Here is a 19,976-nt window from a genome sequence, read left to right on the forward strand (position 1 = left end):
TCGCGGGGGGATTCGGAGACGGCAACCTCTCCGAGGTGCGTGGCCCGCTGGGCGGGGTCACGGTGGAAGAGAAAGCGTTGGTGCCAGTAGGGAGGCAGGCATGGCCAGCATCTACGACGCGAACCCGAACTGGGAGTTCCACCAGCAGCTACAACGGCGCGCTAGGGAGCTGGCGCGCATCGCCAACCCCCTGTCCGACCTGCGAGCCGTCCTTGGACCGTCATACCTCACGCCTGCCTGGACGCCCTACACGAACCCCCTGCTCCGGGAGATGGAGCGGACCCGGCAGTGGATGGAAGCCGTCAAACCGTTCTTCCCACAGCCATCCTCCGACTGGGGCGACCTCATACAGAAGGCCACGGAACAGTTCGATCCGAGAAAGATCGAAATCCCCGAACCGGAGACCGCCAGCGACACCGGTACCGAAGCCGACACCGGGCTCACTCTGCATATTGACGGTCTCGGAGACCTCGACAGCCTGACCCCTGAGCAACTCGGTCAGGTTTTGGCGCAGGTGACAGCGGCCGTCTTCTGCACGCTCACCGGGGCATTGGAGCAGCCCGAGGACACCGACGAAGGAGAGTGGACGCTGCGCGCCTACAGCCAGGCCTTCACGGCTGGCGAGATCGCCACAGCTCTATGGGAGGAGCTCACCGACGACGCGGATGGATGAGCCGCCGCATAGGACTGGACTGGCCCAGTCTCTCGGCAACCTGGCGAGCGTCCGCTGCCATGAAACAGGTGCATGACCCCGACCCGTGCGCCGTACTCGACCACAGGCTCGCGCTTCGCCGGTGACAAGTGCCCTCCTTGCCGTGCAGCTAGTACTCCAGCCGTAGATCGTGATCTTGTCGGTCCTTCATGATGGTGCTCATGACTGGTAAGCCCTTGTATGTGTCCCTCGCTGAGTTGCGCAGGTCGTTCGATGTGCTGCTACGCCATGTGGAAGCCGCGGCGGGCGATGCCGTCGCCCTGGACAAGGACTACTTCTGGTCTGTCCCCTCGGACGAGCTGTACGACGTCGCCAGGGAGCCGGGCGACCTGACGATCGGGCAGCTCTCGGAGTCCTGGCAGCATCTGAAGGATCTGCTTGCCGACCAGGATCGTGCTGTGGGACACCACCTGGTGTGGCTCGCCGACGTCCTGCGGGCGATAGGCCAGGACTTTCCGGCGTAGTCGCCTTCGGTCACAGGTTTTGATCTTCAAGGTTGCACAGCCGCTTGCCGCCGGTAGTGGCTGTCACGGGCGCGGGCTTGGTGTCGGCGTCGCCACTGCGACCAGCGGAGCCGATGCCCGAAGTCATGGAATGGTCGCGCGACCAGGGTGGTGAACAGGTGCTGGATCTCGCTGCAGGTGAGCGGGATCAGGTTGTCCGGCGCGGGATGGTCGCGACGTTCGGTGGCTGCGGTGACGGCGAGGAAGGCGTGGGCGAGCATCGCGAGGGTGACCCAGCGGTGCCAGGAGGTCCAGCGGCGGACCTGGTGCTCGTCCAGCCCGGCCAGTCCCTTGCCGGCTTGAAACGTCTCCTCCACCGTCCAGCGCCGTCCGGCCACGCGGACCAGGTCGGACAGCGGCACTGGGTGGGGTGAGAAGCAGCGGTAGAAGGCGAGTTCGCCGCTTCGCCGGTTGCGGCGGACCAGCAGCCACCAGCGCCCGGGCCGTTCGGCCGGGCCGTGGATGTCGACCTGGACCCAGTCGTAGTACCGCTCGCCCTTGGCGCCCGCTCCGGCAGAGTGCCGCTGCCAGGCCCGCTTGGGGATCTTCGGCACGAGGGCCTTCGCCGGGAACTTCCCTGCGGGTGTGACGACTTGGTGGGTACTGGAGACCGCCAGGACGTAGCCGGTGCGGCGCTCTTCGAGCGCGGCCCGCAGGTGTGGGTTGTCGCCGTAGACCTCATCGCCCGCGACCCAGCCGGCAGGCGTCCCCGCGTCCAGCGCCCGGCCGATCATCCGGGCCGCCAGCACCGGCTTCGTCGCGAATGCCAGGTCTCCGGGGATGCCTGCGGCCCGGCACCGGTCGGGGTCGTCGGTCCACGAGCGCGGCACGTACAGGGCCCGGTCGATCGCGGCGTGCCCGCGGGCGGCGGAGTAGACAAGGTAGACGGCGACCTGGGAGTTCTCGATCCGGCCCGCCGTGCCGGTGTACTGGCGCTGCACGCCCACGGTTGCGACGCCCTTCTTCAGGTCGCCGGTCTCGTCGACCACGAGCACAGCGGCGTGATCGTGCAGGTGCTCGACCACGTAGGCGCGTACGTCGTCGCGGACCGCGTCGGCGTCCCACTTCGCGCGGTGCAGCAGGTGCTGCATGCCGTCCGGGGTGGCGTCGCCCGCGTGCTCGGCCAGGGTCCAGCAGTTCTTCCTCGGTAGGTCGGACATCAGGCCCAGCACCAGCGCCCGTGCCCGAAGGCGGGGTTCGACCCGGGCGAACCGGCCCGCGATGCGACCCATCGCCTGGTCGAACATCGACCGCCAACGGGCAGGAACTACGCTGTGACCTGCGGCCACCGCCTGATCTTCGTTTGTCGACACAACTCACGATGATCGGCGGTGGCCGCAGTCGTCTCCGCGCCGACCTTGACCGCAAGATCACGATCTACGGCTGGAGTACTAGTGAGAACAAGCGCGCCGACCCAGTGACCTCTGCGGTGCTTCGTCCGCGCTGAACGACAGGTTGGCGGGCGCTGGCGGTGCCACCCACTATGCGTTGGCACACCGTACAGGTCAGCGTTCCCTGTCGGCGGGCATCGGTGGGGAAGCGCCCGGCACGCCCCGTCGGTCGACATGGCGCTGGCCCGTAGCCGATCGAACACTTGGCGCCGGAGCAGGCGGCCCCCGCCTGTCGGCGCAGGGCCGGCGGCATGGCGAGGACCGCTCACGCCTACCGGCCAGAGGCAAGGTAGGCGCTCACCTTCTCGCAGAGCGAGGTGAGTTCGGCTGTTGGCGAGCGATGATGTTCCTCTTCGAAGACTTTGCTGAGCCATGCGCTCTTGTTGCCTGACGGGACCTTAGGCACCCAGCCCTCAAGTTCTCCAACCGGCACCAAGAAGACCCCCCGCTCGGCGAAGTACTCCAGCAGCCTCTCCGTAGCGGCGTAAGCGTCGCTGCCCCCGAGGGCGTTTAGGCCGGATTGCTTCAGGTGTCGCCACCCGCTAGAGGACTTGAGTAGGTCTTTGATTTGCTTGCTCTGGTCGTCCGTCAGCGCCGCTCCCTTGAGCGGATCGCCCAGGATAATGCTGATCTTCTTCTTGATTTCCTGGGCGCTGAGCTCGGTGACGGTGGAGGAGACCGTTTGCTCGAGGATCTCGACATCCGGCTCGATGTCGGCGAAGTTGCCACCCAATCGTTGGAGAACGCGGCGAAGTAGGTGTCGGTTGTTGAGGAGGTCGAGATCAGCGATGACGGCGGTAGGTATCCCGCAGTCCCGCAGGCGCTGGGCAGTGTCGGCCAGCTTGGCCTTGCCACTGGTGTGCAGGAAGGCCAGGTTGTCGTTCGGCTTGTCCTTGCGCAGGACATCGAAGGTAGCGGCGTAGAACTGGCAGTCGCCCTCGGATTCACCGAGCACGGCGCCATCGTGGAAGAGGCCGGAGATGATGTTTGAGTACCGGAGTGCCGGGGTGCGGAGGATGTCCGTTACGGCCGCGGGCTCCAGTACCCGGGCCTTTGGGACGTCGCCGGTACGTGCGATGCGGACCAGAGAGACGGGCTTGCTGTTCACTTCCAGGACGCCGCGGAGGAAGTCGGCGCTGTGGGTGGCGACCAGGATCTGGCACGGTGATGGGGCGCGTTCGGCCAGGTACCGGCCGAGTAGTTGGGCCTGAGGGGGATGAAGAAACGCCTCTGGCTCATCAATCACGATGACTGGGCGGGGGCGTACCAGGGTGTGCAGCAAGAGGTTGACGAAGCTTCGGAATCCGTCGCCCTGCTCGTTCACCGTTGCGAGCTTGCGATAGGCGGCGCGTAGTTTGGGAGAGGCGGGCGGCTTGGTATCATCCATGCCGGGATCGCCGACCTGCAGCCGGATCTGTTGTTGGTACCGGTCGATCGCGACTGGCTCGCCGAATGCCTCTTGGACGAGTGCGGAGAACGCTTTGTGGGCACCCAGGTCATCGAAGAGGTACTGGGTGGGGTGGCTGGGAGGGAAGTCGAAGTCCCACTGTTGCGAATCGGATTGGTTGAGTAGCCGGTCCTGAGTCCACTGCTGGGCCACTAGGAAACGGGCGATGTGGCCGAAGCCGCGTCCGTTCCATGAGTTCACAACCTGATCCTTCATGATCCGGTTGTCGCCCTCCCCGGGGTAGAGAACGTGCCCGTGGTCCGGGTGAACAGTCGGCCTGGTTCCTCGTTCGTGGAGCCATTCGAGGAACTCTGCGGCGCTCCCCTCGTTCTTGATGTCCACCTCGGCTACCCAGCGCCGATTATTGAGGACACCGGGATAGCTGGATACCAGCGTGGCCAGCTCGCGCAGCAGTACCGACTTGCCGCTGTTGTTCGGACCGATGAACACGGTCAGCCCGTCAGCGGGCGGATTGACCACTGTGCCGTCCGTCAGCCGCAGCCCCTCCACACGAAAGGAAAATCCCATCGTCACGTTCCGCCTCTCCGCGCCAGCCGCGCCGCCTGTTGAACGTTACTCGGATGCCTGCTGCAACGCGGCCACCTTGGGCAAAGATCGGCATCGACTCTGGTCAGGATGAACGGAGAGTGCCGTCGAAACCGGTGCCCGAATGGTTGAGTGGAGCGGTGCGACGTGCCCCAGCCGTGCCCGATCGCGCCGGAAGGCCCTGTTGAGCGGCCGTCGGGTGGCATGAATGCGGAGCGCTGGGCAGACAAGCTGCTCTAGGTGCAGCGGAACGGACCTGCGCCTGATGGACGTCCTTCGTCATTGCCGAGCAGGCTGGTTGTGCCAAGGCGCCGTTGACGGCAGGTCGTGACGGCAACAAGAGCGGACGTGAGACGACAGGCGAGCCTCTCCGCGCGCGGGTCGTGAGCGCCGTGAGCCGAGGCACCGAGGACATTCGAACGACTGAACGAGCTTACAAAGCAGATGTCGGCGGTTCGAAACCGTCTGCGCCCACCAGCCCGAAGGCCCCGGACCGATCACGGTCCGGGGCCTTCGACATCTCACCCTGACATCGGTGACGGCGCTTGAGCAGGCGATCCATGGTCCCGAGGGCCTCCCGGAAAGCCTTCAGGCATCCGTTCGTTCGCCGCGCGATACGGTGCGTGCCATGGCACTCGACGACGACCGTCCGCGCTGTCCGGAATGCAAGGAGCCCCTGGCGCTCCGAGCGATGGCCTTGAGCAAGCGTGCTGAGGACGGGCAGCGCGTGTGCCGAGGCGTGTGGGGCTGCGATCAGAGGCACGTCTGGTGGAAGTGGGCAGACCGGCCGGCTGATCCGTTGGAGATCTGCCCGTACCCGGATCTCTTCACGGGCTGACCTGCCCGTGCCGCAGAGGTGCCGGAACGAGAGGCCCAGGCAGGAGATCGTCTCCTGCCTGGGCCTCGGTGCTTTTCGGGGTCAGCGGACGGACAGGCGGTAGGGGCCGGTGGCGCAGGCGGTGATGCGGTGGCCGCCGGGGACCTGGCGGATGGTGACGGCGGTGAGGCCTTCGGTGGCGGGGGAGGGCTCGTTGGGGCCGGGGTACCAGATGTCGAGGGTGCAGGACGGGCCGGTGGCGGGGGTGGTGGGGGTGGTGCCGGTGAGGGAGAAGCTGCCGGTGGCGGGGTCGGAGGTCAGGGAGGTGAGGGTGCCCGGGGCTGCCCGGGGGTAGGCGCGGCTGAGGACGGCGGTGGTCGCGGGCGAGGGCGGCGCGTCGTGGCCGGTGGCGCAGTCGACGGGGATCAGGTTGCCGACGAGGGTGGCGGTCTGGTCGCTCTCGGGGCTGCCGCAGGCCTGCTTCCAGGCCCAGAAGGCGTCGCCGATCCGGGCCCGGTCCTCGGCGGCGGCGAAGCGGCGCAGCATCGTCGGATCGCCGGACGGGTCGGGGTTCGCGCCGGTGGTGGAGCCGAACCAGCCCCATTCGCCGGTCCACAGCGGCATGCGGTAGGCCCGGGCCTGCTGCTGGGCGAGGGCGAAGCCGCGCTCGACGGAGACCAGGGTGAGTCCGAGCGAGGTGTCCATGGTGATCGACGAGCTGTACAGGTGCGGGGCGAACACCAGGTACGGGTCGTCGCTGAAGCCGGGTGCCGGCACCGCGTCGAAGCCGAGGCCGGACCAGAGCACGCTCGGTTCGAGGAAGACCAGGTGCGGGAAGCCGCCGGGGCTCTGCCGTTCGGCCGCGCGGATGGCCCGGACCGCCCGGTCCTGGTAGGCCCCGAGCAGGACGGAGGAGGTGGCGGGCGCGTCCTCGCCGACGCCCGGTTCGTTGAGCAGTCCGTACCCGGCGACCGCCGGGTTGTCGGCGAAGGTGCGCGCCAACAGCTCCCAGGTGCGGACGAGTTCGGTCTGGATGCCGGCGCTGTCGTGGTAGAACGCGGTGAACGCGCGGGTGGTGGCGGGGAGCAGGTCGCGGCTCAGCTCCTGGCAGCGGGAGGCGCCGTCGTCCAGGGTGGCCCAGGCGGGGGCGCCGTCGTAGCCGAGGGCGGGGGTGCTGCCGGCGGGGCAGTCCGTTCCGGCGGGCGCGGCGAGTGCCTTGCCCCAGGCGTCCTCGTGCATGTCGATGTCGGTGTAGAGGCCGTGGCGGGCGGCCGTGTCGACGGTCGCCCGGATCCGGTCCAGGTAGGCGTGGTCGAACTGTCCGCGGCTCGGCTCCAGCGCCGACCAGGAGACGCTGAGCCGGACGACGTTGAAGCCGAGCGCGGCCATGGCCGCGAAGTCGTCGTCGCCGAGCGGGCGTACGGTCTCCCGGCCGGGTGTCGGCGCGTAGTAGTCCACGAGCTGGTTCACGTTGACGCCGCGCAGCAGCACCTGGCGGCCGTTCACGTCGCTGATGACGGCATCGTCGGACCCGCCGCCCGGGGCACGGACGGTGAGCGCGGGGAGCTCCGCGCCCGCGGTGGCACGGGCTGCCGCGCCGATCGTCGGCGCGGGCGCCGACGCGCCGAGGGCGGCTCCGCCGAGCAGCCAGGAGAGGAGGGAGAGCGCGGTCGCGGAGGCGAGCGCGGTGAGCGTACGGCTGCGGCGCCCGGAGGCGGCATCGAGGAGACGGCCGATCAGCAGCAGCGTCGGGGCGACGGCCCAGCCGGTGGCGACGCCGAGGGAGAGGCCGGTGCCGATCCGCAGGCCGGCGTCGGGGACCCAGAACAGGTCGGTGCCGTCCAGGTCGCGCGGCAGGGCGAGCAGTGCCTGTACGGCGCCGGCCGCCGCGCCCCCGCCGAGGGCGGCGAGCCAGCCGCCGAGCAGCAGCCCGGCGGGCCGGGTGCAGTCGAATCGGTGAGATGAGCGGGCGAGCAGGAGTGCGCCGACGAGCGCGGCGGTGGCCAGTTCCACCGCGAAGCGGGCCGGCCCGAGGTCGATCCCGAACGGCGCCTGGCGCAGGCTGAGGTGTTCGCCGTAGAAGGAGGCGGCCGGGGACCGCTCCCACAGCACCGGGCCGAGCAGCGGCCCGAGCAGGGCGAGCGGCAGGGCGGTGGCGGCCAGGGACCGGCGCCGGGTGATGCCCGCCGGCGCCGCCGACTGTGCGCGGTCGTGGCGGTACCGGTACACGAAGGTGCCGAGCAGGGCCGGGAGCCAGCCGAGCAGCGCGACCCGGGAGGCGGGCAGTCCGCTGTCCCAGAGCACGGTGGTGGGCATCGTCCGCACGTCGCCGTGCACGGCGACCCCGGCCGTCGCCGCGACCAGCTGTGCGATCCGCGCGAGCGCGGTGGCCAGGACGGTCACGCCCCAGAGCCGGAGCACCAGCCCGCCCCGCCCGGTGCCCGGCGCCGCGCACCGGAACGAGACCGCCGCGCCCCACCCGGTGACCAGTGCCAGGACGGGCAGGAAGACGCCCACCCCGGCCAGCGACCACAGTCCGCGCACGGGTGCCACCCGGAACGCGGACCTGGCCAGTGGGGTGAACAGGGAGGTGGGGTCGAGGAATGCGGCTGCCGCGCAGACGGCGACCAGACCGGCGGCGGTGACCGTTGCGGCGAGCCGGGCTCGGGGGGTTTGTGGCATGTCGAGTCCTGCTCGCGTGATGGTCGCACCGGACGAAATTGAACGTGAGACTAGCTCACGTTGTCCGGTGCGACCAGGGATCGCGTCAGCGGGCTCCGGCGATCCGGGCGAGGACGGCGGCGGCCCGGTCCGGGTCGGCGTCGAGCCAGGCGGTGAGGTGCTCCTCGACCGCGCGGGCGACGCAGGCGCGGACCGGTCCGTTGCCGAGCCGGTCACGGATGGAACCCTCGAAGACCGGCTCGTCGAGCTTGACCGACACGATCGCGGTGAGACCGGGGCAGGCCCGGTCGGGGGAGTAACCGGGGAGCGCCGCCGCCAGGCCGTCGCGGAGGCCGAGCTCGTGCGTGCCGCCGCCGGGGGTGGGCCGGCTGTTGGCGTAGCCGGTGACCCGCTCGTCGGGGGAGTCGCTCCAGTGGAGGGCCACCTCGACGGTTCCCTGCATCTCGGGACACTCGCGCTCGAAGGCGATCAGGTCCGGGTGGGCGAGGTGGTCGGCCAGGCCGCCGGGGAAGCGGAAGTGCCGGGAGGCGGGTGCGGCCGGGTCGCGTTCGTCGGTCAGGGTGATGTCCAACCTGCGGTTCAGGAAGGCCAGTTCCCGGAAGCGGTCGGCCAGCATGGCGAAGGAGAAGTCGAGCGTCTCGAAGATCTCCGGGTCGGGCCGGAAGGTGATCGTCGTCCCGGTGCGGTCGGTCGGCCCGGTGCGGACGGGCGGTGCGAGGGCGATGCCGCGCTCGTACTCCTGCACCCAGTGGAAGCCGTCGCGGCGCACCTCGGCCGTCAGTCGGATCGACAGGGCGTTGACGATGGCCGGTCCTACCCAGAAGTGGCCGACCGACAGGGACTGCCGGTCGAAGGGGCGCCCGCCGTACCAGAGTTGGGTCAGGCGCGCTTCGAGCGTGGTCGGTCGACCGTCCTGCTCGACGGGAATGCCGCGGCCGTCGTCTGCGACTCGGACGCTGCCCTCGGGCGTGAGGGTGATCTCGACGCGACGGGCGTGGCCGTCGAGGTTCTCCTCCAGGGCCGGTTCGGCGAGCTCGTGCACCAGGTGGTGCAGGCCCCGCTCGCCGGTCGAGCCGATGTACATCCCGGGCCGCTTCCGGACGATGTCGGGGCCTTCCAGGATCTTGATCGTGCTGGCGTCGTACGCCGTGGGTTCCCCGCTCATGATGCCCCCTCCGAGGGTGTCCGACAGAGTGCCCCCAGCCTAGGGGATTTTCGGTAAAACACCAGGTCAGAGCATGTGTTGCGAGGCTCTGTGCGGGTCGCTGACGGGCCGTCGGGAAGGCCCGGCCGGTGCAGGTCGACGGTGTGCCCGGAGGGGTGTCGCGGGCCTGCGGAGGGCGCTCCCGGGGCCGTTCAGGGCGCTTGCGGAGCCACGAGTTTCACGAGTTTTCCCGGCGCAGCTCCACCTGGACGAGGGCCTGGCGGCCGTCGGTGCGCCAGGCGGTGCCGGAGCCGTCGAGCCGGGCCAGGGTGGCGGCGTCGAGGCCGACGATCACCTCCGACTTCAGCGTCCGCAGGGCGGTGACCGAGGTCGGGAAGTGGCCGACCGTCTCGCCGAACGTGGTGGTCGGCGGCCGGAGGAAGTCGCCGACCAGGCGGCGGTAGTTGAGGTCGCCCTTGAGGACGGTCATCGCCGCGCCGGTGAACTCGGCCCGGAGGTCGTCGGGCATGTCGGGGAAGGGCAGCGGCGCGCAGAAGAACGGGTGCGTACGGACCGTCAGCACCTCGTCGGTCATCGCCTGCCAGAGCCGCTGGCCGACCTCCGCGGCGGCGGTCCAGGGCGCGGCCCGCAGGCGGTCGAGCGCGGCGAGGACGTCGGCCGCCGTCGCGTCGGACACGAAGTACGGCTGCGGCTTCACGTACAGGTCGACCCGGGCCGCCAGGCCCGTCCGCAGGAGGTGGTCGATCAGCACCAGGTCGGGCAGCAGCTCGCGTCCGGCGTTGTCGGCGACGACGCAGACCCGGCCGCCCCGGGTGCGCTCCAGCTCGGCCCAGAACCGTGCGCTGTCGTCGGCGACCAGGTCGGTGGCGGCCGGTTCGCCGGTGTCGGCGGTGAGCCCGAAGCTGAGGTCGGCGCGGTTGCCCCACAGCGCGGACGTCAGCAGGGCCCGGGCGCGCTGCGTGTCCGGCAGGGCGGCGAGGCCGTCCAGGGCGGCCAGCTCCTCGTCCACCACCGCCCCGGCCAGTTCGGCGTTCTTCATCGGCGCGAACGGGTCGATGCCCTGCCAGGTGCCGGGCCGGAAGTAGCCGGTGGCGTCGAGCAGCCGCCGGTAGAACCAGCTCTCCGCCCACAGGAACGGCGCCTCGCCCCAGGGGAGCCCCCACAGGCCGTCGCCCCACGCCAGCCACTCGGCGCGGTCGTGGAGGTCGCCCGCGGGCGGTTCCAGGACGCCGCCGGTGCTCTCCGCGAGGAGCCGCTCCACCGCCGCCCGCTCGGCGGGGCCGTACGGCAGGGCGTCGAGGACCTGCCGGACGAGTTTCGGGTGGCGCTCGTGGAACACACCCCAGGCGAAGGACCCGGGAACGTCGCTGCGGATCATGGCCTGATGGTAGAGGGCGCGCCGGCAGGGCGGTGCGAGGCACGGGACGGAGGACGTCGGTGGCGGACGGTGGCGGCATCGAGGCGGAGCTGAAGGCGCGCCTGCGTGATCCGGAGGCCGTGGTGGCGCGGCTGGAGGCGGCGTACGGGCCGGGGCGGGCGGAGCTGTACCGGGACACGTACTACGACGACCCGGCCGGTGAACTGACGGGCGGGGACCGCGAGCTGAGGGTCAGGACGGTCGATGGCGGCCGGACCGTGCTGACGTACAAGGGTGCGCGGGTGGACGAGGCGTCCGGTTCGAAGCCTGAGTACGAGACCGCGGTGGCGGACGCGGAGGCGGTGCACGCGATCCTGCGGGGGCTCGGGTACGTGCCCCGGATCGCGTTCGAGAAGCACTGCCGCACCTACGCGCTGACGGCGGACGGACGCGAGCTGCTGGCCACCGTGGTGCGGGTGCCGGAGCTGGACGGGACGTTCCTGGAGGTGGAGACGGTGGTGGCGGATGCGGAGGGGCTCGCGGCGGGCCTGGAGGCGGTCCGGGCGGTGCTCGGGCGGCTCGGGGTCGCGGACGGCGACCTGACCACCGAGCTGTACACCGACGCGGTCGCCGCCGCGCGCTGACCGGCCGCGCTGACGCCGCGGGGCGGGCCGGGGTCAGCGGCTGGTGGCCGGGAGGCGGTCCAGGGCGGGCAGGAACTGGTCGTAGAACGCCGTCTTGAGCTGCAGGGCCTGCCGTTCCAGGGACTTGAAGACGGCGGGGGAGGGCTGCTCGGCGAGCAGCGCGGCGATCCGGGAGGCGAGCGCGTCGGCGTGCGTCCCGGACTGCTCGGCCGCGCCGGCCAGCGGGAGCGTCTTGGCGTCGTGCAGCAGGTGCGGGTGGTAGAAGACCGAGCGGTTGTCGCCGCTGGTGGCGAGGACGGTCGACATCCGCTCCCACAGCCGCTCGTACTCGGCGGCGACCAGCACCTCGCCCCAGAACCGCAGGACGGTGAGCACCCGCAGGTCGCTGTCGGGTCGGCCGCCGGCGGAGGCGATCAGGGCGAAGGTGTCCTCGACGGCGCGCAGCGTCGCCGGGGTGGGACGGGAGGTGACCACCTGGCGGCGGGAGATGCCGAGCCGGAGCATGTCCTCGACCATGTCCTCGCGGTGGGAGCGGGTGCGTCCGTGCGAGCCGGGGTACTCCTCGCGCAGGATGACCCGGGCGATCTGCCGCGCGGCCTCGTCCTCCAGCAGGTCGATGGCGAGGTCGTACGCCGGGGTGAAAGCGAGCGAGACGAAGCGTCGCTGGAGCAGGACCTCGGCGAAGTCCGGTGCGGGCAGGTGGGTGATGTTCGCCAGCACCGGGTGCGACCGGAAGCGGTCGATCAGGGCGTCCTCGTAGCTGTCCACGTCGTGCATGGTCGTACCTTTCCTGGGGTTCTCACGGGTTGATCGGGGCGATCGACGCACGCCAGTCGGGGAACCGCACGGGGTGGCTGTTGCCCCAGAGGAGGTCGAACTCCCGGCGGGCCTGCTCGCCCATGACGGTGTCGTCGCCGTCGATCTCGTCCTGGGTGGAGTCGACGGCCCGCCGGCCGTGCAGGAAGGAGCTCACCAGGTAGTGCTCGTCGGCCCGGTAGATGGCGACCGACGGCAGCGACTCGAACAGCCGGACCTCCAGCAGGTGGCGGCTGGACTCGGGGAGCTCGCCGTGGAGTTCGGCCAGCAGCCCGAGGCTCTCCTGGACGCTCAGCTTCACGTTGGCGTGCACGGCCGGGTCGCGGCGCAGCGCCCGGTCGCGCAGTTGGACGACCTCCGAGTCGGGGTGCAGCAGCAGGATGCGCAGCGGGACGCCGCGGTCGGCGACGGCGATCCGCAGGGACTTGGTGAGCCGGTGCAGGTCGGGGATCCAGGTCTGGAGGATGGTGATCTCGGTGCGGCTGCCCTCCGCGTACGCGGTGAACTCGCGCTCCGGGAAGTGGCTGTGCACCCGGACCAGCCCGCAGAAGCGCTCGCGCTGCAGGCGCTCCATCCTGGCCAGCCGCTCGTCGACGGTGTCGAGCTTGCGCAGCCGGTGCAGCTCCAGCAGCAGGGGAACCATGGCGGTGCCCAGGACGAGCAGCGTCAGGTTGGGCACCGATATCCAGGAGGGCAGGGCGCCGGTGCCGCCGACCATGTCGATGACGGGGACCGCCACCGCGACGGTGGCCGCGACGGCCAGCGAGGCTCGGGTCAGCAGGGCCCCGATGTCGTCCTTCATGCGTTCCAACTCCCCGGCGCCGGTCTGCCATCGGCGTCGAACGTACACCTGGGGGCGGGGCGCGGGCGGGCCGGTGCGCTCCTGACGGTTCCTGAAGAGACTGAACTGGGGTGGTGCGGAAGGTGAGTGACTGATGATCAAATAGCTTGGAAGCGGAGGGTGTTGCCCGGCCTGACCTGGGCGGCGAGCGGGAGGTCGTCCTGGTGCACGACCGCGATGACCGGATAGCCACCGGTGACCGGGTGGTCGGCGAGGAAGAGGATGGGCCGGCCGGCGGGCGGCACCTGGAGGGCTCCGGCGACGGTGCCCTCGGACAGCAGTTCGCCGGGGCGGGAGCGTTCGAGCACCGGGCCGGCGAGGCGCATGCCGATGCGGTCGCTCCGGTCGGTGACGGTCCAGGGTTCGGCGCAGAGCCGGGCCAGGGCGTCGGGCGTGAACCAGTCGTCGCGGGGGCCGGGGACGACGCGCAGGACCGGTTCGGCCGGCAGCGGGCGCTGCGGGGCGAGGTCGGCGGCGGGCGGAGCGGCGGGCGGACGGCCGACCGGGAGGACGTCACCGGTGCCGAGCCGCGCCGGGCCGAGGCCGGAGAGGGTGTCGGTGGAGCGCGAGCCGAGCACCGGTGCGACGTCCAGGCCGCCGCGGACGGCGAGGTAGACGCGCAGGCCGGCCGGTGCGGTGCCCAGGTGCAACTCCTCGCCGGGAGCGAGCCGGATCGGCGCGTACGGGCCGGCCTCACGGCCACCCGCGCGGGCGGGGCAGGGGGCACCGGCGAGGGCGACGGTGGTGTGGTGGTCGAAGGCGAGGACGAGTCCGCCGAGCAGGCATTCGAGACCGGCGGCGTCCTCGTCGTTGCCGACCAGGCGGTTGGCGAGGCGGAGCGCGGGGCGGTCGGCGGCGCCGGACGGGCTGACGCCGAGCGCGGCCCAGCCGGGTCGGCCGAGGTCCTGCACGGTGGTGCCGTAGCCGGGGGAGAGCACGCGGACTGTGCGGGGTGCGGTCACGGTGTCGGCGCCTTCGGCGAGAGGGAGGAAGGGGCGAGAGTGGGGCGGGGACCGGCGGGCCAGGCCGCGACGGACGACGGCGTTGCGGACGACGGCCTCCGGCATGGCGGGAGCAGGCTCGGCGGGAGCAGGCCGGGAGGTGGGGGTGGGGGCGGCGACGGCCGGGCCACGACGGACAGCGGCGTCCGAGCGACGGCCTCCGGCCCGGCGGGCGCGGGCGCGGGCCGGGCGGCGGGGGCGGGGCCGGTGGGCCGGGTGGTCATCGCGGTGGGGTGTCGACGGCGGTGAAGCGGACGCCGGTGCCTGGGGTGAGCGGGGTGGGCGGGGTGGCGTCCGGGTTCCACAGCGTCAGGTCGGTGCGGCCGAGGAGCTGCCAGCCGCCGGGGGACTCGCGCGGGTAGACGCCGGTGAACTCGCCCGCCACGGCGACCGATCCGCTCGGGACGCGGGTGCGCGGGGTGGCGTGGCGGGGGAGGTGCAGCAGCGGGTCGAGGCCGGTGAGGTACGCGAAGCCGGGTGCGAAGCCGCAGAAGGCGACGCGGTACAGCGGCGCGGTGTGTCGGGCGATCACCTCGGCGACGCCGACGCCGGTGAGTTCGGCGACGGCGGCGAGGTCGGCCCCGTCGTAGTGGACGGGGACGGTCAGCACGTCGCCGGCGGTGGTGGAGGGCGTGCCGAGCGGCACCCGGGGGAGGGTGGCCGCGAGCCGGGCGTGGTCGGTGGCGGCGGGGTCGTAGTGGACCAGCAGGGTGCGGGCGGCGGGGACGAGTTCGGTGATTCCGGGCAGCGGGTGGTCGCGCAGGGCGGCGTGCAGCCGGGCGACGGTGTCGAGGCCGTCGACCTCCACCAGCACGGCGCGGGTGCCGCAGCGCAGCACCCGGACGGCGGACGTCTCGTTCATCGCCTCGCTCCCCCGCAGGAGTGGACCTGCGGGAGTGGACCCGCAGGAGTGGACCCGTGGGGGACGAGCCTACCGGCTCAGGAGCCGTCCACCGGGGAGCGGAAGCCGGCCAGGATGCGCTGCGCGGCGAGCGTCGCGGTCAGCGTGCCCTCGCGCACCTGCTGCTCCAACCCGGGTGTGATGCGCCGGACTTCGGGGTTCTCGCGGAGCTGGGCGAGCAGCTGGTCGTGGACCATCGCCCAGGTCCACTCGACCTGCTGGTCGCGGCGCTTGGCGGCGAGCGAGCCGGTGGCGTCCAGGGTGCGGCGGTGCTGTTCGAGGCGCTCCCAGAGCACGTCGAGGCCGGTGCCGTCCTGTCCGCTGCAGGTGAGGACGGGCGGCGTCCAGGCGGCGTCCGGCGGCTGGAGCAGCCGCAGGGCGCTCGCCAACTCCCGGGCGGCGGCCTTGGCGTCGCGTTCGAACGGGCCGTCGGCCTTGTTGACGGCGACCAGGTCGGCGAGTTCGAGCACGCCCTTCTTGATGCCCTGCAGCTGGTCGCCGGTCCGGGCGAGGGTGAGCAGCAGGAAGGAGTCGACCATCCCGGCGACCGTGGTCTCGGACTGGCCGACGCCGACCGTCTCGACCAGGACGACGTCGTACCCGGCGGCCTCCATCACCACCATCGACTCGCGGGTGGCGCGGGCGACCCCGCCGAGCGTCCCCGAGGTGGGGGACGGCCGGACGAAGGCGTTCGGGTCGGCGGAGAGCTTCTCCATCCTCGTCTTGTCGCCGAGGATGGAGCCGCCGGTCAGGCTGGAGGTCGGGTCGACGGCGAGGACGGCGACCCGGTGGCCCCGGCCGGTGAGCATGGTGCCGAGGGCCTCGATGAACGTCGACTTGCCGACCCCGGGCACGCCGGTGATGCCGACCCGGACCGCCTTGCCGGAGTGCGGCAGCAGGTCGACCAGCAGCCGCTGGGCGAGTTCGCGGTGGTCGGGCCGGGTGGACTCGACGAGGGTGATGGCCCGCGCGATCCACGCGCGCGAGCCTTCGAGCACACCCTGCCGGTACTGGTCGAGGTCGATCGTCCGGGGCGGCATCGGCGGTCAGTGCCTCACAGTTCGTGGCCGAGGTCGGCGGCGAGCGTCTTGAGCAGGTCGTACGCCGCGTCCGGGATGACCGTGCCGGGCGGGAAGACCGCCGCGGCGCCCATCTCCAGGAGCGTGGGGACGTCCTGCGGCGGGATGACGCCGCCGACCACGATGGTGATGTCGCCTCGGCCGGCCGCGGCCAGCTCCTCGCGCAGCGCGGGCACCAGGGTGAGGTGGCCGGCGGCGAGCGAGGAGACGCCGACGATGTGCACGTCCGCCTCGACGGCCTGGCGGGCCACCTCGGCCGGGGTCTGGAAGAGCGGGCCGACGTCCACGGTGAAGCCGAGGTCGGCGAAGGCGGTGGCGATCACCTTCTGGCCGCGGTCGTGGCCGTCCTGGCCCATCTTGGCGACCAGGATGCGCGGGCGGCGGCCCTCGGCCTCCTCGAAGCGCTCGACCAGCTCACGGGTGCGCTCGACGCCCACGGATGCTCCTGCCTCGTCCCGGTACACACCGGAGATGGTGCGGATCTGCCCGGCGTGCCGGCCGTACACCTTCTCCAGGGCGTCGGAGATCTCGCCGACGGTGGCCTTGGCCCGGGCCGCGTTCACCGCGAGGGCCAGCAGGTTGCCGTCCAGCGACGACCCCTGCGAGCCCGCCTCGGCGGCGCGGGTGAGCGCGTGCAGGGCGTCCTGGCAGGCCTGCTCGTCGCGCTCGGCGCGCAGCCGGCGCAGCTTCTCGATCTGCTGGGCGCGGACCGAGGAGTTGTCGACCTTGAGCACGTCGATCTGCTCGTCGTTGGCGACCCGGTACTTGTTGACGCCGATCACCGGCTGGCGGCCGGAGTCGATCCGCGCCTGGGTGCGGGCGGCGGCCTCCTCCACGCGCAGCTTGGGGATGCCGGCGTCGATCGCCTTGGCCATGCCGCCGGCCGCCTCGACCTCCTGGATGTGCTGCCAGGCGCGGCGGGCCAGGTCGTGGGTGAGCTTCTCGACGTACGCCGAGCCGCCCCACGGGTCGATGACCCGGCAGGTGCCGGACTCCTGCTGGAGCATCAGCTGGGTGTTGCGGGCGATCCGGGCGGAGAAGTCGGTGGGCAGCGCCAGCGCCTCGTCGAGGGCGTTGGTGTGCAGCGACTGGGTGTGGCCCTGGGTCGCGGCCATCGCCTCCACGCAGGTGCGGGTGACGTTGTTGAACACGTCCTGCGCGGTCAGCGACCAGCCGGAGGTCTGCGAATGGGTGCGCAGCGACAGGGACTTGGCGTTCTGCGGGTCGAACTGCTTGACCAGCTTGGCCCACAGCAGGCGGGCCGCGCGCAGCTTGGCGACCTCCATGAAGAAGTTCATACCGATCGCCCAGAAGAACGACAGCCGCGGCGCGAACGCGTCCACGTCCAGCCCGGCGCCGAGGCCGGCCCGCAGGTACTCCACACCGTCCGCGAGGGTGTACGCCAGCTCCAGGTCGGCCGTGGCCCCGGCCTCCTGGATGTGGTAGCCCGAGATGGAGATCGAGTTGTACCGGGGCATCTTCTGCGAGGTGTACGCGAAGATGTCCGAGATGATCCGCATCGAGGGCTGCGGCGGGTAGATGTACGTGTTGCGGACCATGAACTCCTTGAGGATGTCGTTCTGGATGGTCCCGGCCAACTGCGCGGGCGCGACGCCCTGTTCCTCGGCGGCCACGATGTACAGCGCCAGGATCGGCAGCACCGCGCCGTTCATGGTCATCGACACCGACATCTTGTCCAGCGGGATGCCGTCGAAGAGCTGGCGCATGTCGTAGATCGAGTCGATCGCCACACCGGCCATGCCGACGTCGCCGGTCACCCGGGGGTGGTCGGAGTCGTAGCCGCGGTGGGTGGGCAGGTCGAAGGCGACCGACAGGCCCTTCTGGCCGGCCGCGAGGTTGCGGCGGTAGAAGGCGTTCGACTCCTCGGCGGTGGAGAAGCCCGCGTACTGGCGGACCGTCCACGGCTGGTTGACGTACATGGTCGGGTACGGGCCGCGCAGGTACGGCGCGACGCCCGGGTAGGTGGCGAGGAAGTCCAGCCCGGCCAGGTCCTCGGCGGTGTACAGCGGCTTGACGCCGATGCCCTCCGGGGTCTCCCAGATCTGCTCGTCGACGTCCTTGCCGGTGGCCTGCTGCCAGGCCTCGCGCCACTGTTCGGGGGTGGCGGACGCGCCCGCGTCGCCGGACAGGCCGACGGTGGTGAAGTCGGGGATCATCGCGCCACTCCGATCTGGTCGAGGAGGGAGGTCAGCACCGCGACCACGTCGCAGCCGACGAAGACGTGCTCGTCCACTCCCGTCTGCACGGTGCCCGGCCGGCCGGCCAGCAGCACCTTCGCGGCGCCGGCCGCGGCCAGGGCGGCCGCGACGGCCTCACCCTGCTCGGCGTACACCTTGTCGCTGGAGCACAGGCAGGCGACGGTCGCGCCGGAGGCGGCGAACGCCTCGGCCAGCACCGCCGGGTCGGCGGACTCGCCGAGCACCGTCTCGATGCCGCCCGCCTGGAACAGGTTGGCCGCGAAGGTGGAGCGCGCGCTGTGCGCCGCCGCACCGCCGATCCCGGCCAGGAACAGCTTCGGCCGGGCACCGGTCGCCGCCAGGTGCGCGTCCGAGCGGTCGCGCAGCGCCTCGTACGCCTCGCCGCGGCGCACCCGGGGCAGGCCGCCGCCGAGCGGGGCCGGGGCGGCCTCGCGGACCAGCGGCTGCTCGCCGAGGTTGGGGAACTCGCTGACGCCGGTGACCGGTTCGCGCCGCTTGGCGAGCTGCGCGGTGCGCGCCGCCCAGGTGGCGGCGATCCGCTCGCCGACCAGGCCGCCGGTGAACGCCGCGCGCTGGCCGCCGGCCCGCTCGATCTCCTGGAACCACGCCCAGGCGGCCTCGGCGAGGTCGTCGGTCAGCTTCTCCACGTACCAGGAGCCGCCGGCCGGGTCGACCACCTTCGCCAGGTTCGACTCCTCCAGCAGGATCGACTGGGTGTTGCGGGCGATCCGGCGGGCGAACGCGTCCGGCAGGCCGACCGCCTCGTCGAACGGCAGCACGGTCACCGACTCGGCGCCGCCGACCCCGGCGGCCAGGCACGCGACGGTGGTGCGCAGCATGTTCACCCACGGGTCGCGGGCGGTCATCATCACCGAGGAGGTGACGGCGTGCTGGCGCTGCGCGGCGGCCTCGCCCGAGATGCCGGACACCTCGGCGACCCGGGCCCACAGGCGGCGCGCGGCACGGAACTTGGCGATGGTGAGGAACTGGTCCTCGGTCGCGGCGTAGCGGAACTCCAGCTGTCCGGCGGCGTCCTGCGCGCCCAGCCCCGCGGCGGTCAGCGCCCGCAGGTAGGCGACGCCGGTGGCCAGCGCGCAGCCCAGCTCCTGGGCGGGGGAGGCGCCGGCGTCGTGGTACGCCAGCGCGTCCACGGTCAGCGCCCGCACCTGCGGGAAGCCGGTGGCGCAACGCTCGGCGAGCGCGGCCGCCTCGGTCAGCAGCGCGTCGGTCCGGGTGTCGTCGCCGGTCCGGGCGAGCAGGCCGAGCGGGTCGGCGCCCAGGTTGCCGGAGACGGCGCCGGCGGTCAGCCCGCGCTGCTCCCAGACGGAGAACAGCTCGCCCGCGGCGGCCGTGAACCCGGCACCCGCGTCGAGCACGACGGCGGCCAGGTCCAGGTACACGCCGTCGAGGACGGCGGGCAGCGAGGCGACCGGCAGGCCGGACTCGCCGACGGTCAGCCAGAGGGAGGTGACGCCGTTCTCCAGGTCCGCGAGGACGGCCTCGTTGGCGCGCCGCGCGTCCGGGTCGGCGTGCCGCTGCCGGACGTCCCAGCCGCCGGCCGCCGAGCCCTGCGGCCGGGCGCCGCGCACGTACGGCGCGAAGCCGGGGTACCCGGCGCCGGCGGGGGCGTCGTCCGCGGTGTACAGCGGTCGGGCGCTCAGGCCGTCCGGGAGGCGCGTGGTGAGCGCGTCCTCGGCCAGGACGCCGCTGACGTCCTGCGCGCCTGACTTGCGCAGGACGTTTTCGACAAGGCGCTGCCACTGCTCGCGGGTCGCATCCGGGAACTCGGCGGCCAGGGGAAGCCCTTCGGGCGGGACCGTCATGAGGGAAGGTTAACGCCGGTTACTCGAGTCGC

General features: G+C 71.9%; 16 protein-coding genes. 4 read left to right on the top strand and 12 right to left on the bottom strand.

Translation table 11 applies throughout. From position 1 onward, the window contains the following. The first annotated feature begins 100 nt into the window (after positions 1–100). Positions 101–673, top strand: a complete 573-nt coding sequence (locus tag ACGFX4_RS12575) for a hypothetical protein (RefSeq protein WP_393072489.1) — start codon at positions 101–103, stop codon at positions 671–673. Positions 674–873: 200 nt separating this feature from the next. Then, entirely contained in the window at positions 874–1,176 is a 303-nt protein-coding gene (locus tag ACGFX4_RS12580; RefSeq protein WP_393072491.1) for a hypothetical protein, read from the top strand. A 26-nt stretch (positions 1,177–1,202) separates the two neighbouring features. Here ACGFX4_RS12580 and ACGFX4_RS12585 read toward each other — a convergent pair whose 3' ends face one another. Next, the gene (locus ACGFX4_RS12585) at positions 1,203–2,447 is read right to left on the bottom strand and encodes an IS701 family transposase (protein ID WP_393072493.1); all 1,245 of its coding nucleotides are present in this window, start codon (positions 2,445–2,447) and stop codon (positions 1,203–1,205) included. Positions 2,448–2,877: 430 nt separating this feature from the next. Beyond that, the gene (locus ACGFX4_RS12590) at positions 2,878–4,581 is read right to left on the bottom strand and encodes an ATP-dependent endonuclease (protein ID WP_393072809.1); all 1,704 of its coding nucleotides are present in this window, start codon (positions 4,579–4,581) and stop codon (positions 2,878–2,880) included. Between the two features lie 553 nt (positions 4,582–5,134). Here ACGFX4_RS12590 and ACGFX4_RS12595 point away from each other — a divergent pair. After that, positions 5,135–5,437 (top strand): dehydrogenase, encoded by a 303-nt coding sequence (locus ACGFX4_RS12595; RefSeq protein ID WP_393072495.1) that lies wholly within the window; start codon positions 5,135–5,137, stop codon positions 5,435–5,437. Between the two features lie 81 nt (positions 5,438–5,518). Here ACGFX4_RS12595 and ACGFX4_RS12600 read toward each other — a convergent pair whose 3' ends face one another. From ACGFX4_RS12600 to ACGFX4_RS12610, 3 genes are all read right to left on the bottom strand, one after another. After that, the gene (locus tag ACGFX4_RS12600; RefSeq protein WP_393072496.1) at positions 5,519–8,098 is read right to left on the bottom strand and encodes a cellulase family glycosylhydrolase; all 2,580 of its coding nucleotides are present in this window, start codon (positions 8,096–8,098) and stop codon (positions 5,519–5,521) included. 85 nt (positions 8,099–8,183) lie between these two features. Next, positions 8,184–9,263: an ATP-binding protein gene (locus ACGFX4_RS12605; RefSeq protein WP_393072498.1), complete on the bottom strand. Its 1,080-nt coding sequence runs from the start codon at positions 9,261–9,263 to the stop codon at positions 8,184–8,186. 217 nt (positions 9,264–9,480) lie between these two features. Further along, positions 9,481–10,641 carry a damage-control phosphatase ARMT1 family protein gene (locus ACGFX4_RS12610; RefSeq protein WP_393072500.1) on the bottom strand — a complete coding sequence of 387 codons (1,161 nt, stop codon included), beginning with the start codon at positions 10,639–10,641 and terminating at the stop codon, positions 9,481–9,483. 59 nt (positions 10,642–10,700) lie between these two features. On the opposite strand from ACGFX4_RS12610, the gene cyaB reads away from it, so the two are divergent. Then, positions 10,701–11,264, top strand: coding sequence for a class IV adenylate cyclase (gene cyaB, locus ACGFX4_RS12615; RefSeq protein WP_393072502.1), 564 nt, complete (start codon positions 10,701–10,703; stop codon positions 11,262–11,264). Between the two features lie 33 nt (positions 11,265–11,297). Here the strand turns inward: cyaB and ACGFX4_RS12620 are convergent, their stop codons facing one another. The 7 genes from ACGFX4_RS12620 to mutA form a co-directional block, all read right to left on the bottom strand. Then, on the bottom strand, positions 11,298–12,041 hold the full coding sequence (locus tag ACGFX4_RS12620) for a hypothetical protein (RefSeq protein ID WP_393072504.1): 744 nt from the start codon (positions 12,039–12,041) through the stop codon (positions 11,298–11,300). Between the two features lie 22 nt (positions 12,042–12,063). After that, positions 12,064–12,882 carry a hypothetical protein gene (locus ACGFX4_RS12625; protein ID WP_393072506.1) on the bottom strand — a complete coding sequence of 273 codons (819 nt, stop codon included), beginning with the start codon at positions 12,880–12,882 and terminating at the stop codon, positions 12,064–12,066. 137 nt (positions 12,883–13,019) lie between these two features. Next, positions 13,020–13,883 carry a biotin-dependent carboxyltransferase family protein gene (locus tag ACGFX4_RS12630; protein ID WP_393072508.1) on the bottom strand — a complete coding sequence of 288 codons (864 nt, stop codon included), beginning with the start codon at positions 13,881–13,883 and terminating at the stop codon, positions 13,020–13,022. Between the two features lie 259 nt (positions 13,884–14,142). After that, positions 14,143–14,784 carry an allophanate hydrolase subunit 1 gene (locus ACGFX4_RS12635; protein ID WP_393072510.1) on the bottom strand — a complete coding sequence of 214 codons (642 nt, stop codon included), beginning with the start codon at positions 14,782–14,784 and terminating at the stop codon, positions 14,143–14,145. Between the two features lie 77 nt (positions 14,785–14,861). Further along, positions 14,862–15,863, bottom strand: a complete 1,002-nt coding sequence (gene meaB / locus ACGFX4_RS12640) for a methylmalonyl Co-A mutase-associated GTPase MeaB (protein ID WP_393072512.1) — start codon at positions 15,861–15,863, stop codon at positions 14,862–14,864. A gap of 14 nt (positions 15,864–15,877) precedes the next feature. Next, positions 15,878–18,079, bottom strand: coding sequence for a methylmalonyl-CoA mutase (scpA, locus tag ACGFX4_RS12645; protein ID WP_393072514.1), 2,202 nt, complete (start codon positions 18,077–18,079; stop codon positions 15,878–15,880). Next, on the bottom strand, positions 18,076–19,944 hold the full coding sequence (mutA, locus tag ACGFX4_RS12650) for a methylmalonyl-CoA mutase small subunit (protein ID WP_393072516.1): 1,869 nt from the start codon (positions 19,942–19,944) through the stop codon (positions 18,076–18,078). The genes scpA and mutA overlap by 4 nt, the downstream gene beginning before the upstream one ends. Between the last annotated feature and the right edge of the window lie 32 nt (positions 19,945–19,976).

The organism is Kitasatospora sp. NPDC048365, assembly GCF_043200835.1.
Classification (GTDB): domain Bacteria; phylum Actinomycetota; class Actinomycetes; order Streptomycetales; family Streptomycetaceae; genus Kitasatospora; species Kitasatospora terrestris.

Bases quoted from the DNA above. Each gene is read 5' to 3' on its own strand.
- ACGFX4_RS12575 (WP_393072489.1), top strand. From the start codon at position 101: ATGGCCAGCATCTACGACGCGAACCCGAACTGGGAGTTCCACCAGCAG.
- ACGFX4_RS12580 (WP_393072491.1), top strand. From the start codon at position 874: ATGACTGGTAAGCCCTTGTATGTGTCCCTCGCTGAGTTGCGCAGGTCG.
- ACGFX4_RS12585 (WP_393072493.1), bottom strand. From the start codon at position 2,447: ATGGGTCGCATCGCGGGCCGGTTCGCCCGGGTCGAACCCCGCCTTCGG.
- ACGFX4_RS12590 (WP_393072809.1), bottom strand. From the start codon at position 4,581: ATGGGATTTTCCTTTCGTGTGGAGGGGCTGCGGCTGACGGACGGCACA.
- ACGFX4_RS12600 (WP_393072496.1), bottom strand. From the start codon at position 8,098: ATGCCACAAACCCCCCGAGCCCGGCTCGCCGCAACGGTCACCGCCGCC.
- ACGFX4_RS12605 (WP_393072498.1), bottom strand. From the start codon at position 9,263: ATGAGCGGGGAACCCACGGCGTACGACGCCAGCACGATCAAGATCCTG.
- ACGFX4_RS12610 (WP_393072500.1), bottom strand. From the start codon at position 10,641: ATGATCCGCAGCGACGTTCCCGGGTCCTTCGCCTGGGGTGTGTTCCAC.
- ACGFX4_RS12620 (WP_393072504.1), bottom strand. From the start codon at position 12,041: ATGCACGACGTGGACAGCTACGAGGACGCCCTGATCGACCGCTTCCGG.
- ACGFX4_RS12625 (WP_393072506.1), bottom strand. From the start codon at position 12,882: ATGAAGGACGACATCGGGGCCCTGCTGACCCGAGCCTCGCTGGCCGTC.
- ACGFX4_RS12635 (WP_393072510.1), bottom strand. From the start codon at position 14,784: ATGAACGAGACGTCCGCCGTCCGGGTGCTGCGCTGCGGCACCCGCGCC.
- meaB (WP_393072512.1), bottom strand. From the start codon at position 15,863: ATGCCGCCCCGGACGATCGACCTCGACCAGTACCGGCAGGGTGTGCTC.
- scpA (WP_393072514.1), bottom strand. From the start codon at position 18,079: ATGATCCCCGACTTCACCACCGTCGGCCTGTCCGGCGACGCGGGCGCG.
- mutA (WP_393072516.1), bottom strand. From the start codon at position 19,944: ATGACGGTCCCGCCCGAAGGGCTTCCCCTGGCCGCCGAGTTCCCGGAT.